This is a genomic window from Litoreibacter roseus (genome assembly GCF_009811795.1).
Taxonomy (GTDB): Bacteria; Pseudomonadota; Alphaproteobacteria; order Rhodobacterales; family Rhodobacteraceae; genus Litoreibacter; species Litoreibacter roseus.
In genome coordinates this window covers 919,771-932,421 of sequence record NZ_BLJE01000001.1, presented here as the reverse complement: position 1 = coordinate 932,421, position 12,651 = coordinate 919,771, and the positions used below count along the sequence as shown (strand labels likewise).

Genomic DNA, 12,651 nt, shown 5'->3' with positions numbered 1-12,651 from the left:
GACTTGGGGTTTAACGTTCTCTCAGCCGAAATCTCTCACGAAACCAATACATTCAACATCCGCCCCACTGACTTGCAGGCCTTTCGTGACCGCTACCTACTGGACGGTCCTGCGGCAATTGGCGCGAAAGGTGACAAAAACACAGAGCTGGCCGGGTTGCTGGACGTGGGTCGCGCTTATGATTGGACCATGACCCATGCGATCAGCGCTGCCGCCGGTCCAGGCGGACGGGTGACACGCATGGCGTTTGACGCGCTACTTGCACCGGTGCTGGAAGCTGCAGCGCAGGACGGGTGGGACGGCGTATTCCTGATCCTGCATGGTGCGATGGTGACAGAAGATCACGACGACGGGGAGGGCGAAATCTTGCGCCGGCTACGCGCCGTGATCGGTCCTGAACTGCCCATCGCCGTTACGCTTGATCCGCACGCCAATGTCACCAGCGCAATGTGTGCCCTGTCCCAGATCCTCGTCTCGTTCACGACATATCCGCACGTCGATATTCGGGCAACGGGTCGGCGCGCGGCGGAACTTCTGCACAGGAACATGACGGGTGAAATTCAGCCGCGCACCTATCGCGCCCACCGCCCCATGCTGGAAGAGGCCAATGGCGGGCGCACCGATATCGGTCCGATGATTGATCGGCACGCCATGGCGCGCGCTTTTGAGGCCCGTAGGGGTGTTTATGCAATAAGCATCAACGGCGCTTTCCCATGTGCGGACATCGCCGAAATCGGGCCGACAGTTCTGGTGACCGGCGAAGGTGAAACTGCGCGGTTGACCGCGATGGCCAATGAATTGGCCGACGACATCTGGGCCCGTCGTCACGAGGCTTTCAACACCTACCTGGCACCGTCTCAGGCCGCAGCAATCGCACGCGCGTGGCGTCCCGACAGCGGCCCGCTGGTCATTGCGGACTATGCCGACAACCCCGGCTCCGGCGCCTATGGAGACGCCCCTGCGCTGTTGGCAGCACTGCTCGAAGCGGATGTCGGCAATGCCTGCTTCGGGCCGCTGATCGATGCACAGGCGGCGGCTGAGTTGCAAGATGCGCCCATTGGCGGACAAGTGACGCTTCAAATCGGTGGTAAGACCATGCCCGCTTTCGGCGGCGGTCCGCTTGATGTGACGGGCACACTGATGTGGTGTGGCGAGGGGCGCGTTGTGGGCGACGGCCCAATCCTCGGCGGCCAAGAGCGCAGTTTCGGACCGACCGCGGTGTTGCGGGTTGCGGGCATCGACGTGTTGATCGTCTCCATCGCGCACCAGATGCTCGATCTCCAGCAATTCCGCGCATTTGGCATCGAACCTACAGCGAAATCTGTTGTTGTACTTAAATCTATGCAGCATTTTCGCGCGGCCTTTGCCCCTATCGCAGGGCGGATCATCGTCTGTGACACCGGCGCGCTTTGCACGACGCGATACGACCTGTTGCCTTACAAGAACGTGCCACGGCCGATCTTTCCGCTGGATCAGGGCGTGGCAGTCTAAGCGCGGAAATGCGAGTTCACTTGGCGATCTGCGGGTTCATGTCTTTTCGAGTTGCAGCATCAGCGGCGTTGCTGTTCAGCTCTGGATGAAAATCAGCGCCTTTGGTGCATTGAACACAGTGGGGCGCCAAAACGTCTGCGGTCCATTGGACATCTGTATCGTGCTAAACGCCGCCTTTCCGGCATGCGATACGTGAAACGAGCTGTGCACTGTCGGGAAAAAAGTCATTCCGTACGTCGATTACGATCAGCGCTTCACTCACAGCCACTTTCTTTCGTTTGACCGACTTCGCAGTGCGGAAGAATCTTTGTTGACAGCCTCTCTGTTACGGCAATATCATTTGTATGCAAATGAAAATCCGCGGAATGTCTTGTGAGCTACATTAGCCCCACAAAAATCGACGAAGCTTTGGAAGTGCTGTCGCGGGGCTCGGGCAAGATTATTGCAGGTGGCACCGACGTCTACCCGTCAGCGCAGCTGGGTCAACACCCGGATTTCTACATGGATGTCACCCGCATCGATGGCCTGAAACGGATCAGCGTAAGCAAGGATATAGTACATTTCGGCAGTGCGGTGACATGGACCGACATTATCAATGCCGACCTTGGGTCCGCTTTTGACGCTTTGAAAGCCACCGCTCGCGAGGTCGGGAGCGTGCAGATCCAAAATGCCGCCACATTAGCTGGCAATGTCTGCAACGCGTCACCCGCCGCAGATGGCGTTCCGCCCCTGCTGGCACTGGATGCATCCGTTGAACTTGCCAGCCGTGCCCAAGGCTCTCGACTGCTGCCACTCGCTGAGTTCATCACCGGGGTCCGTTCCACGGTGTTGCGAAGAGATGAAATGGTTGTCGGTCTTCAAGTCCCGGTGCCACCCTCGACCATGACGTCTGCCTTTGAAAAGCTTGGCAGCCGACGATACCTTGTCATCTCGATATGCATGACGGCTGTGAACTTGGTCCTTGATCAAGACAACCGGATCACGGACGCCCGCATTGCCGTGGGTGCGTGTTCGGCGGTTGCGCAGCGCCTGCCCGCTTTAGAGGCTAGTGTGATTGGCCAGCGGCCTGCAGATGTGGAAATCAAACCTGAGTTTCTTGCGCCACTCACACCAATCAATGACGTGCGGGGGGCAGCTGCGTACCGCTACGACGTGGTGCAAGAGCAGTGTAGGCGCGCAATCATGCAGGCAGCGTCGAGATGAACAAGCCCTTTTTCTCACAACAGATTGCGTTTGAACTGAATACGCAGCCCGCACGTGCTGATGCGACGCCCGGACAGCGTCTGTCCGAGCTACTGCGCGAAAACCTTGGGGCGCGCGACGTCAAGATCGGCTGTGATGCTGGCGATTGCGGCGCCTGCACTGTCCTGCTTGATGGCCAGCCAGTCTGCGCCTGTCTAACGGCCGCCCACCAGGTCGAAGGGCGCAGCGTGGAAACGCTGGCAGGGCTATACCGGGCAGAAGAAAAGGCGAAGCGGCTCGCCGACAGTTTCCAAAACCATGGCGCCGCGCAATGTGGCATTTGCACGCCCGGAATGATGGTATCTGCCATTGCATTGTTGCGGAATAACGATGCCCCCACCGAGGACGAAGTCAAAGATGCCTTGGGCGGCGTCCTGTGCCGTTGCACCGGTTACCGGAAAATTATTGATGCGGTGGTCGGCGCGCCGGCCATTGCACATGACGGCGACGGCAGTGTTGGTACATCAATCCGGCGACTGGATGGGCAATGCAAGGTCGACGGGACCGAGGCGTTTGGTGATGACGTCGCTCCGGTCGGGTGTCTTGAAATATTCGTTATCCGTTCGCCGTTTGCGAGGGCTTCTTTCACATTCGAGAACCTTGCTTCGTTCGCGGATGCGACCGGTGTTGAGGCTGTCTTGACGGCGGATGATATCGCTGGCCGCAATATCTTTGGTGTCATTCCGCAATTCATGGATCAGCCTGTTTTTGCAGAAGCTGAAACACGCTTCCGCGGTGAGGCCGTCGCCGCCGTTGTCGCAACCTCGGAGTTCATGTCGACATTCGACCCCAGGTCTTTCCCGGTGACGTGGACGGAAATGCCGGCAACGCAGAACATTCATGATGCCCAAAAAGACGGTGCCGTGCAGTTGCACCACGGGCGAGACGGCAACGTCATGTGTGGTGGTTTCGTGACATGCGGTGATGCGCAGGCCGGGCTGTCGGCTGCATCCAAGACGGTCGAGGGACATTTCAAAAGCGGCTTTGTCGAACATGGTTACATCGAGCCTGAAGCGGGTTTTGCGCAGATCGTGAATGGCCGCGTCGAAGTGCATGCATGCACACAGGCGCCCGTCATGGATCTTGACAGTCTTCAGATCATTCTCGGTCTTGACAGATCGCAGATCCGGATCGTCCCCACGGCGGTCGGCGGTGGTTTTGGTTCCAAGCTCGATATCTCGGTCCAGCCTTATCTGGCTCTCGCCGCGTTGAAGACCGGCAAGCCTGTGCGCATTTGCTATTCGCGCACTGAATCGATGCAAAGTTCGACCAAACGACATCCATCCGACATCAGATTGAAAATCGGTGCAGATGCCGAAGGTCGGATCACCGGCTTTGATTTTTACGGCGAATTTGACACCGGCGCCTATGCTAGCTGGGGTCCGACAGTCGCCAATCGTGTGCCGGTTCACGCATCAGGGCCTTACGCGATTTCGAACTACCGGGCGGAGTCTAAGGGCATTCATACGCATAATCCGCCTGCTGGTGCATTTCGCGGTTTCGGCGTGCCGCAATCGGCTATCGCACAAGAAAGCCTCTTCGACGATCTCGCCCGAAAGCTGGGCATTGATCCACTGGAATTCCGGATCATCAATGCACTCGAAGACGGCGTTCCAACAGTATGCGGGCAGGTTTTCGATCAAGGCGTCGGGATCACAGCTTGCCTGAAGGCGCTGCGTCCGGCATGGCAGTCTGAAACTGCTGCGGCAAAGGCATTCAACGAGACCAGCACAACGATCAAACGAGGTGTTGGCATTGCTGCGGGGTGGTATGGCTGCGGGAACACGTCTCTGCCGAACCCGTCAACGATCAAGTCGGGGGTCCGACCCGACGGACGTGTCGTTTTATACCAGGGGGCAATGGATATCGGTCAAGGTGCAAATACGGTCATTACCCAGATTTTTGCAACCGCCCTGGGTGTGCCGGCTGACAGCATCTCACGTATTGGCGCTGATACTGACGTGACGCCTGATGCCGGCAAGACGTCAGCGTCGCGGCAAACCTACGTCTCAGGCAATGCCGCGCGATTGTCGGGCGAGGCCTTACGCCGACTGATCCTCGAAAGAATGAATGTCGCGCGGGACGCTGAATTGACCTTCGGAGATGGCGAGATCGTGGCAACGGACGCCGAGGGCGAACATCGCTTCGACCTCTCCAAACTGGCTTGCGATGATGAGCGGTTGGTCCTTCGAGCCGAAGAAACATACGATCCCCCAACCAGGCCTCTGGATGAGAACGGCCAGGGCGCGCCCTACGCGCAATTCGGTTACGCGGCTCATCTGGTTGTAGTCGACGTGGACACCGCCATGGGGACAGTCAAACCGACGAAGTTCGTAGCAGCACACGATGTCGGGCGGGCAATCAATCCCATGATGGTTGAAGGACAGGTTCATGGCGGTATTGCACAGGGGCTGGGGATGGCATTGATGGAGGAGTACGTTCCGGGGCGCACGGAAAACCTGCACGATTATCTGATCCCCACGATTGGTGATATCCCGCCCATCGAGACGATCATCATTGAAGAACCTGACGCCCATGGACCCTATGGTGCAAAGGGCTTGGGTGAACATGTATTAATTCCGACAGCTCCGGCCATTCTGAACGCCATCAACGCGGCAACCGGCGTTCGGATCACCCGGGTCCCCGCAACACCGTCGCTTGTCAGAACCGAAATTCGAAAGGCCCAGCGATGAAAGATCAGGGCAAGGCTGAGAAGATCCGTTGTGATGCCTGTCCGGTGATGTGCTACATTTCGGAAGGAAAATCAGGCGCTTGTGATCGATATGCCAACCACGACGGCGAACTGGTCCGGTTGGATCCGCTGACAATTATCCAAAGCGGCGATCAAGAGCTGGTGCCGTTCATGCCAAACGCGGCCGATGATGAAGGTTGGGACGGCGATATTATCAAGGGTCAGCGCCCGTTCGTCACAGCGGTCGGCGCTGGCACAACGTATCCAGACTACAAGCCCGCCCCTTTTATCGTCAGTCAGGACATTGACGGCGTTGATATGGTGACAGTCGTGACCGAGGGGATCTTCAGCTATTGCGGCGTGAAGGTCAAAATCGATACTGACCGGCATATCGGCCAAGAGCGTGATATCGTCTATGCAGATGATGAACCGATCGGCCATGTGATGACATCCGAATACGGGTCGAAAATGTTGTCGCTCGGCGGTGTGGAGCATCTGACGGGCGGCAGCAAGAAAGAGGGCCGCGTAACGTGCGATGCTCTGTTGCGGCTCTGCAATCGTGAAGCCGTGACCTTGCATGTCGGCGATGATGAGAGTCGAACCGAGGTGGTGGTTCAGGCTGGTAAAGCGCCCCTGCTGAACGGTGTCGAAGAAAATCTGATGCGGGTCGGTTGCGGGTCTGCCACGATTGGCATGTTTGCCATGCAGTGGATTGGTCATGCCGATGAGGTTGTCGTGGTTGACGACCACATCACCGGGGTCTTGTCTGAACACGAGGCAGGCAAGCAATTGGATGTTCCTCCGAGTGGGATCAAAATGCGAGGCCGGCGCTCAACCCCCGGACGGTATTTTCAGGTCGCGAACCCGGGTACGGGATGGGGCGGAACTGATATCGACGATCCGCTGACCATCCTTGGCCCGTTCAATCCGAAGGTAGCATGGGAAGGTCTTCGCCTGTTCATGGTGTCGACCACGGGTGAGCAACATGCATATTACGAACTGGACGCGGACCTTATTCCACAGCCAAAACCGATAACTGACCCATTGCGGGCGTCCGCGGATCTGATTGCCGAAAACTGTGAGCCATCGGTCTGTTCTGTATTGTTCATGGGCGGTGCCGGGGGCAGCTTGCGTGCGGGTGTGACGGAAAACCCGGTGCGGCTTACCCGGTCGGTCAAGGATTCACTGACCCATGTGTCCTGTGGCGGCGCCGATGCCTACGTCTGGCCCGGTGGCGGCATCACCGTCATGGTTGACGTGCTGGATATGCCGACACAGTCCTTCGGCTATGTTCCGACGCCCGCACTTGTCGCACCTATCGAATTCACTTTGCGTGTCAGCGACTATCAGACCTTGGGCGGACATATGGATCACATTCGGACCGTCGAAGACATTGCAGGCGGTGAGATGCGGCGCATCAGTCACGACGAAAGCGCGCATGACCCGATGGCACATAAAAACTTCCGCTGGGCAAAAAGATAACGGTTATGCCCGGACCGCACGCCTCTTTTTTGCGCGACGGCCAACGCCTGCTTTTGCAGCACGGGCCCATTGATCTGGTTGTCCATGCCGACGGGGACCGTAAAGAGGCTTTTGATGCCGCGATCGAAAGGTTTGCGACCATCCTGACCGAGCTGGTGGACGAGTTGGACGTGCTGCGCTGCCCATTGGCAAAGGGGGCAGCGCGACCTATTGGCGATGTGGCAAGGCGCATGCATGGCGCAGCGTCGTGTCTGCGGTTTGCAGGATATGTGACACCGATGGCAGCCGTTGCGGGTGCAGTTGCCGATGAAATTTTGGGTGCAATGCGCATGACCGCTGAACTGCGCCGCGCTTACGTGAACAACGGCGGCGATATCGCCTTACACCTTCGCGAAGGCGAGACGTTCAGAACCCAGATACATCATCATGACGGACAGCCGCTGGGACAGATTACAATCAACGCCACGGATGGTATTGGCGGTATCGCAACAAGTGGCCGACATGGCCGCAGCATGAGCATGGGGATCGCTGACAGTGTGACCACACTCGCACGTTCGGCAGCATTGGCGGATGTATCCGCGACGCTTATTGCGAACGCCGTTGATCTCCCCGGTCATCCCGCCGTGACGCGCTGTGCCGCACATGAGATCGATGATCAATCTGACCTAGGCGCTGAAAGGATCGTGACTGGGTGCGCACGGTTGACCCCTGCAGACTGCGGGCGCGCTTTGTCCAATGGGATGATGCTTGCAGAAAGATGGCAGCACAGAAATCTGATAAGCGGCACCGCGATATTTTTGCAGGGTCACGCGACTGTCACCAAGGGGCCGATGTTTTCGCTCCAACACAAGGAGCGGCATTATGCCTGATCTGGCCATACGAAAAACGATATTCTCATTCGAAGAGATTTTTCATGAACGAGGCCCGGTGCCGGACAAGAGCCTCCGGCGGGCATCTGCAATGGCTGTGATCAAAAACCCCTTCGCCGGTCGCTATGAACCGGACATTCAATGGTTCATGGACGACCTCAAGCCGTTGGGATTGTCGATTGCCAGACGTTTGGTCGAGATGCTGGGGGGTGCCGAACATGTCGAAGGCTACGGCAAGGGGGCGATCATCGGCGAAGGCGGAGAGCTGGAACATGGCGCCCTGTGGCATGCCCCCGGGGGCTATGCCATGCGACAGCTTTTGGACAACTCAAACGCGATCGTACCATCGACCAAGAAAGTCGCGGGCGTTGGCGGACGGCTTGATGTGCCGATAACGCATATTAACGCCTCTTACGTCCGAAGCCATTTTGACGCGATGGAGGTAGGGCTGAGCGATGCGCCACGCGCAGATGAAATGGCGTTGGTTCTGGTGATGAGTACCGGGGCCCGCATTCATGATCGGGCCGGCGGCCTGAAAGCCGGCGACATTGTCGGAAAGGATGGTTTGAGATGAATGCGAAGATCAGAAAAATCGCAGTGAGTATCGAAGAAACTCATCTTGAGATGGGCAAATCAATCTCGCCACCAACCCGCAAGGCCGTTGCGGTGGCTGTAATTGAAAACCCGTTTTCTGGGATCTACCAAGAGGATCTAGGCGCGTTGATGGACATTGGCGCAGAGCTGGGAGCGCTCTTGGGTGAAAGATGCGTTCAGGCGCTTGGTATCGCGGGCGATGCGGTAGAAAGCTATGGTAAATCGGCAATGGTTGGCGAAGACGGCGAACTGGAACATGCCGCTGCTATCCTTCATCCGAAACTCGGCGCACCGCTTCGCAAAGCCGTTGAAAAAGGCGCCGCCCTTGTGCCGTCCTCAAAAAAGATGGGTAGTCCCGGTCAGGTGCTAGATGTGCCATTAGGTCACAAGGACGCGGCCTATGTGCGCAGTCACTTTGACGGCATCGAAGTCAGCTTAAATGACGCGCCACGACGTGATGAAATCATGGTTGCCGTTGCTGTTGCAGACAGCGGACGGCCTTTGCCGCGTGTTGGTGGCCTGACCCATAAGGAGGCGGAAGGCAAAGACGGACTTCGCTGATTGGTTTGCGATGAGCGCCCTGTTCAATCCAGAATGACAGCGGTATGATCTGGCATGATCAGCCCTTCAGAAGAGCTCCTTGAGCAAAAACAGCAATACAAGCTGAGCAAGCAGATAGGTTATCTGCTGCGGCTCGCCAGCCAGCGCCATGCCGTCATCTTTCAGAAGAACATCTCGGAGGATTTGACACCGACGCAATTCACAACCCTGATCCGCGTCTTTGAAACTGGGCGCGTGTCGCAAAATCATCTGGGCCGCCTGGCCGCGATGGATGTCGCAACAGTCAAAGGTGTTGTCGATCGCCTCAAAGCCAAGGGGCTGGTGATTTCCAGCGCCAATCCTACCGACAAGCGCCGCTCGGACATTTCACTGACTCCCAAGGGTCAGTCTACTGTTCAAACCCTAATGGACGATGGGCTGCGGATCTCGGAAGAGACGCTCAAACCGCTGACACAGGCCGAAAAAAAAACGCTGATGCGGCTTCTGGAGAAAATTACCTAGCTCCGGCATTTGACCCGCCTCAAAAGTTCATAAAATCTCTGCTTTTGCCCGCCGGATAGGCGTCCCACCAAAAGCGACGTCAGCAAGTGGTCCGTCCTGCGAAGAACCCGTGACCGAGCAATAGATCAGCCGGGAAACATCGCGTGCAGGCTATCGTAGGCGAACTGGTATTTTTTCAGACCGCCGACCTGCAAACCGGCCAGAGGGGCGGTCATTTGATATGCTCGGGAAGGCGGTTTGCCGGCGGCGTATTGCGGGATCGTTCAGTCCGAACGATGCCGTCGATGATCGTCATGCCGACACCGGGCAAATTACCGAGCTGAACAGACTCCAGCATCGTCTTACCAGGTGCATGTTGCGCCTGATCCAGCAGAACAAAATCAGCGCTGTAGCCTTTTTCGATCAGACCGACATTCAAGTTTCGTTGTCGCGCAGTGTTTCCGTTGCCAAAGCAGAACGCCTTTTCCGCAGGTACATTTCCAAACGCAGATAGCATCGCGATCATCCGCAGGATACCAAGTGGTTGGACACCCGACCCAGCAGGACCATCTGTCCCCAGAATGACCTGATCGAGTTTTCCCAACTCTCTCGCGGTGTTTAGAGTCAGGACAGCCGCGCGCTCATTGCCGTTGTGTACGATCTCAAAGGCAGCTTTGCAGCTTTCGCACAAGCAGATGATCTGATCATCAGGCAGCGCGGAATGCCCACCATTGATGTGCCCGATCACATCTGCACCCGTTTCTATGACCATGTCTGCATCAATCAGACCAGACCCGGGAATGGATGGACCGCCTGTATGAATGGTACTTTGCATGCCGTATTTGCGTGCCCACCCAACCATCTGTTGCGCGGTTCTGCCGTCCTTGACCGTGCCAAGACCGACTTCGCCCAGAAGCGTCACGCCGGCCTTCGCCATTTCGGCGAAGTCTTCCTCCACCATACCTTTTTCAATGACGGGCGCGCCAGCGTGAACCTTGACGCCAGAAGGTCGGAAATTTTCGTACCAACGCTGCGATGCAATCGCCATCGCCTTAAGCCCGACAATATCCTTTGGCCGACCGGGCATGTGTACCTCGCCAGCCGAGATCAGGGTCGTCACACCGCCATGTAGTGTCGAGTCGATCCAGTGCAGTTGCTGCTGACGCGGCGTGTAGTCGCCGACGACCGGGTGCACATGGCTGTCGATCAGGCCAGGTGCCAGCGTGACGCCATGGGCGTCGACCTCTGTCGTGGCCTGGCTACAATCGAGGTCTTTTTCATCGCCCCATGCGTCGATTTTGCCGTCCATGGCAATCAGACAATTCCCATCGAAAATCGGGCTTTCCAGATCGCCCGACAGGATTTGACCGATGTTTTTAATCACAAGTTTCTGCATGGGCGGCTCCGCTAACTTGTTTGTATACGAATATAATTGACACATTGGCGTCAAGTGCTTTCGCCGCCCATCCTTGGTGGATCGAGCGGCTTGACAGGCTAACAACAACCGCGATATTTGTTAGCATACTAACAAATATGAAATGATCATAAGCTATGTTGTCACCACGGCCTGCATCGATTGTAAGTACGAGAATTGCTTCGAGGTTTGCCCCGTCGACTGCTTCTATGAAGCCGCGAACATGATCGTCATCAACACCGAGGAGTGCATCGACTGTGGTGTCTGTGAACCTGAATGCCCCGTCGATGTCATCAAGCCGGATATGATCGACGTCGCCGGTATGTGGATCGCACTGAACCAGAAGTTTGCAGAACAATGGCTCGACATCTGTCAAAAGGGTGACCCACCCGCCGATGTCGATGAGTTGGGCCAGAAAACCGACAAGCTGGCGCTTTTGGCAGAAGCGCCAGCCTGACAAGAGGAGAGGCCCATGCCTTTGGACACTTCAAAGGGTGACCACGACTACCCCATTCCTGCTGGTGTGTTTGCCGAAACGGTCACATCGGTCGATCACTATACTGACCGGCTGTTCAAGTTCCGGATCACGCGCCCTGCGTCTTTTCGGTTTCGATCCGGCGAGTTTGTCATGATCGGGCTGCCCAATGCCGAAAAGCCGGTTTTTCGCGCTTACTCGATTGCGTCGCCAAGCTGGGACGAGGAACTGGAGTTTTACTCCATCAAAGTACCCGACGGGCCACTGACGGAACACCTGCAGAAGATCAAAGTGGGCGACACGGTACTGATGCGCAAAAAGCCGACAGGTACTTTGGTGAATGATGCCTTGTTGCCGGGCAAACGTTTGTGGATGTTTTCAACCGGGACCGGCATCGCCCCGTTTGCGAGCCTGTTCCGGGATCCCGAAACATACGAGAAATTCGACGAGGTCGTGCTGACACAGACATGCCGCGAAGTCGCCGAACTGCGCTACGGTCAGGATCTTGTCGCCGAGCTAAAAGACGACCCCCTCGTCGGTGAGTTTGCCCATGGCCTGCGCCATTACTGCACGGTGACGCGGGAGGACTATCGGTTTCAAGGTCGGATCACCGATCTGATGTCATCGGGTAAGGTCTTCGATGACCTCGGCCTGCCGCTAATCACGCCCGACACGGACCGGGGCATGATTTGCGGATCAATGGATATGCTTCGCGACACCAAGGCAATGCTGGAACAGTTCGGCCTTATCGAAGGCGCGAACAATCGCCCCGACACATTCGTCGTCGAACGCGCTTTCGTCGACTAGGAGACATATATGCCTAAAGATCTATTACCCCACAGCAAACCCAATCTTGGACCGTTCACTGGGCCGACCCATTCCTGCTGGATGAGCAACTCAGCGAAGACGCGCGTATGATTTAAAGCAGCGCCGGGGCCTATGCTCAGGACAAGATGCTGCCGCAGATCATGGGTGCTTTTGAAAATGAAACCACCAATCCCGCTATCTTCGCCGAAATGGGTGAGATGGGTCGTCGGGCACGACCGTACCCGAAGAATACGGAGGACTGGGTGCAACGCGGTATGAAAACCACCGCACGGAAGACGGATGGCGGTTATGTCCTAAGCGGATCCAAGATGTGGATCTCAAACGCGCCGATCGCAGATGTCTTCGTGGTCTGGGCCAATTCCGATGCCGACGGCGGAAAGATCCTCAAAGCGATCTGCGACGCGCAAAAAACCAGATCTCGTCGTCTGCGGCAAGCAGACCATCAGCACGAACAAAGAAAAAGAAGCGCCGATCTTCAAGGTAGCCGATCATGGTCTGTCTCTGACCTGCCCAAAGTAGTTCC

General features: G+C 56.9%; 11 protein-coding genes and 1 pseudogene. 11 read left to right on the top strand and 1 reads right to left on the bottom strand.

What is annotated here, in order from left to right; translation table 11 throughout:
- Positions 1-3 precede the first annotated feature (3 nt).
- The 8 genes from KIN_RS04650 to KIN_RS04615 all read left to right on the top strand — a co-directional run bounded on the left by KIN_RS04650 (position 4) and on the right by KIN_RS04615 (position 9,432).
- A complete protein-coding gene (locus KIN_RS04650; protein WP_159804760.1) occupies positions 4-1,491 on the top strand; it encodes a M81 family metallopeptidase in 1,488 nt (495 codons plus the stop codon).
- A gap of 372 nt (positions 1,492-1,863) precedes the next feature.
- Positions 1,864-2,694, top strand: coding sequence for an FAD binding domain-containing protein (locus KIN_RS04645; protein WP_159804759.1), 831 nt, complete (start codon positions 1,864-1,866; stop codon positions 2,692-2,694).
- Positions 2,691-5,426 carry a molybdopterin-dependent oxidoreductase gene (locus tag KIN_RS04640; RefSeq protein WP_159804758.1) on the top strand — a complete coding sequence of 912 codons (2,736 nt, stop codon included), beginning with the start codon at positions 2,691-2,693 and terminating at the stop codon, positions 5,424-5,426. The genes KIN_RS04645 and KIN_RS04640 overlap by 4 nt, the downstream gene beginning before the upstream one ends.
- Entirely contained in the window at positions 5,423-6,907 is a 1,485-nt protein-coding gene (locus KIN_RS04635) for a 6-hydroxynicotinate reductase (protein ID WP_159804757.1), read from the top strand. The genes KIN_RS04640 and KIN_RS04635 overlap by 4 nt, the downstream gene beginning before the upstream one ends.
- A 5-nt stretch (positions 6,908-6,912) precedes the next feature.
- Positions 6,913-7,776 carry a UPF0280 family protein gene (locus tag KIN_RS04630; RefSeq protein WP_159804756.1) on the top strand — a complete coding sequence of 288 codons (864 nt, stop codon included), beginning with the start codon at positions 6,913-6,915 and terminating at the stop codon, positions 7,774-7,776.
- Positions 7,769-8,350: an amino acid synthesis family protein gene (locus tag KIN_RS04625; protein WP_159804755.1), complete on the top strand. Its 582-nt coding sequence runs from the start codon at positions 7,769-7,771 to the stop codon at positions 8,348-8,350. Before KIN_RS04630 ends, KIN_RS04625 begins: the two co-directional genes overlap by 8 nt.
- Positions 8,347-8,931 carry an amino acid synthesis family protein gene (locus KIN_RS04620; RefSeq protein ID WP_159804754.1) on the top strand — a complete coding sequence of 195 codons (585 nt, stop codon included), beginning with the start codon at positions 8,347-8,349 and terminating at the stop codon, positions 8,929-8,931. The genes KIN_RS04625 and KIN_RS04620 overlap by 4 nt, the downstream gene beginning before the upstream one ends.
- Positions 8,932-8,985: 54 nt before the next feature.
- Positions 8,986-9,432 (top strand): MarR family winged helix-turn-helix transcriptional regulator, encoded by a 447-nt coding sequence (locus tag KIN_RS04615; RefSeq protein WP_159804753.1) that lies wholly within the window; start codon positions 8,986-8,988, stop codon positions 9,430-9,432.
- Between the two features lie 211 nt (positions 9,433-9,643).
- On the opposite strand, the gene KIN_RS04610 is transcribed toward KIN_RS04615, so the two are convergent.
- Positions 9,644-10,807 (bottom strand): amidohydrolase family protein, encoded by a 1,164-nt coding sequence (locus KIN_RS04610; protein WP_159804752.1) that lies wholly within the window; start codon positions 10,805-10,807, stop codon positions 9,644-9,646.
- Positions 10,808-10,955: 148 nt separating this feature from the next.
- Between KIN_RS04610 and KIN_RS04605 the strand changes: the two genes are divergently transcribed.
- The 3 genes and pseudogenes from KIN_RS04605 to KIN_RS22385 all read left to right on the top strand — a co-directional run.
- Complete coding sequence (locus KIN_RS04605; RefSeq protein WP_174239101.1) at positions 10,956-11,282, top strand: ferredoxin family protein; 327 nt, start codon at positions 10,956-10,958, stop codon at positions 11,280-11,282.
- Between the two features lie 15 nt (positions 11,283-11,297).
- On the top strand, positions 11,298-12,107 hold the full coding sequence (locus KIN_RS04600) for a ferredoxin--NADP reductase (RefSeq protein ID WP_159804750.1): 810 nt from the start codon (positions 11,298-11,300) through the stop codon (positions 12,105-12,107).
- Positions 12,108-12,130: 23 nt separating this feature from the next.
- Positions 12,131-12,511 (top strand): annotated as a pseudogene (locus tag KIN_RS22385) (acyl-CoA dehydrogenase family protein); the annotation flags it as partial.
- Between the last annotated feature and the right edge of the window lie 140 nt (positions 12,512-12,651).

What these genes read in the sequence shown, in the direction of transcription:
- KIN_RS04640 (WP_159804758.1), top strand. Translation starts at nt 2,691, where the DNA reads ATGAACAAGCCCTTTTTCTCACAACAGATTGCGTTTGAACTGAATACG.
- KIN_RS04620 (WP_159804754.1), top strand. Translation starts at nt 8,347, where the DNA reads ATGAATGCGAAGATCAGAAAAATCGCAGTGAGTATCGAAGAAACTCAT.
- KIN_RS04635 (WP_159804757.1), top strand. Translation starts at nt 5,423, where the DNA reads ATGAAAGATCAGGGCAAGGCTGAGAAGATCCGTTGTGATGCCTGTCCG.
- KIN_RS04615 (WP_159804753.1), top strand. Translation starts at nt 8,986, where the DNA reads ATGATCAGCCCTTCAGAAGAGCTCCTTGAGCAAAAACAGCAATACAAG.
- KIN_RS04600 (WP_159804750.1), top strand. Translation starts at nt 11,298, where the DNA reads ATGCCTTTGGACACTTCAAAGGGTGACCACGACTACCCCATTCCTGCT.
- KIN_RS04630 (WP_159804756.1), top strand. Translation starts at nt 6,913, where the DNA reads ATGCCCGGACCGCACGCCTCTTTTTTGCGCGACGGCCAACGCCTGCTT.
- KIN_RS04625 (WP_159804755.1), top strand. Translation starts at nt 7,769, where the DNA reads ATGCCTGATCTGGCCATACGAAAAACGATATTCTCATTCGAAGAGATT.
- KIN_RS04610 (WP_159804752.1), bottom strand. Translation starts at nt 10,807, where the DNA reads ATGCAGAAACTTGTGATTAAAAACATCGGTCAAATCCTGTCGGGCGAT.